Source organism: Dyadobacter frigoris, assembly GCF_005280585.1.
GTDB classification, from domain to species: Bacteria; Bacteroidota; Bacteroidia; order Cytophagales; family Spirosomataceae; genus Dyadobacter; species Dyadobacter frigoris.
Map to the genome: position 1 here is coordinate 1 of NZ_SZVO01000065.1, position 784 is coordinate 784.

General features: G+C 36.0%; 2 protein-coding genes. One reads left to right on the plus strand and one right to left on the minus strand.

Features of this window, described 5'->3' with window-relative positions; translation table 11 throughout:
* On the minus strand, nt 1-232 hold a 232-nt coding region (locus tag FDK13_RS35240; RefSeq protein ID WP_137343566.1), incomplete at its 3' end, for a transposase.
* A gap of 337 nt (nt 233-569) precedes the next feature.
* Between FDK13_RS35240 and tnpA the strand changes: the two genes are divergently transcribed.
* Nucleotides 570-784, plus strand: a 215-nt coding sequence (gene tnpA, locus FDK13_RS35245; protein WP_137344447.1) for an IS66 family insertion sequence element accessory protein TnpA, incomplete at its 3' end; no start/stop codon positions are given.

Genomic DNA, 784 nt, shown 5'->3' on the forward strand with positions numbered 1-784 from the left:
GCAGTTTACTCTTGTGAAAAAGAGTGCCGGCCGTGGGCGATTCCAGATAATTACAACTTGTACACTGCCGGTCAAATTTATTAATCCCAGAACAATATTTTTCGTGTCCACATTTGGGACATTTATAACCTTTTTCCCATTTCAAATTGGCCAAATATTCCCTACATTTATCTTCGTCAGGAAACCGGGTCTGAAACTCAAATAACGACAAACTTTTGAATCTTTTTTCCATATAAAGTGCTTATTATCAATCAATTTAAGCATTTTATATTTATTTAGCAAGTGCCTAATTCAATAAAAGTAAATAGCTTATCCAAGATTGTGAAGCACTTATCGCCGTTTAGTATCATAGTCATGTCTAACAACTTTTGCGTATATTATGGAAGCTAACTTACATATCATGTCCTATTAAAGAGACTTATTGCTCGCTCTCCAAAATTTAGATCCCAACATATCTTTTTGAAACAGAATTATTTCATATTAAAAGTATGCACCCAAGAAAGGACATCTTCCAGTAGGATATCAAAAGGCTTAATATTGCACGATGATAACATTTAACTTTTATTGTTATGTTGAAAGTTGTGGAAAAAGCAGAAGAGATGTACCGTCTTGTCAGTGATTTTGAGTCAGGTGGTTATACCCGGCAAAGTTTTGCCGACCTTCATGGTGTGAGCGTGAGCAAACTGGATTATTGGCGCGTACGTTACCGTAATCAAAACACTGAACACTCTGGTTTTGTGGAGATCGGCCGTAAATCTGACCCAGTTTCTATTGAAATCGTTTA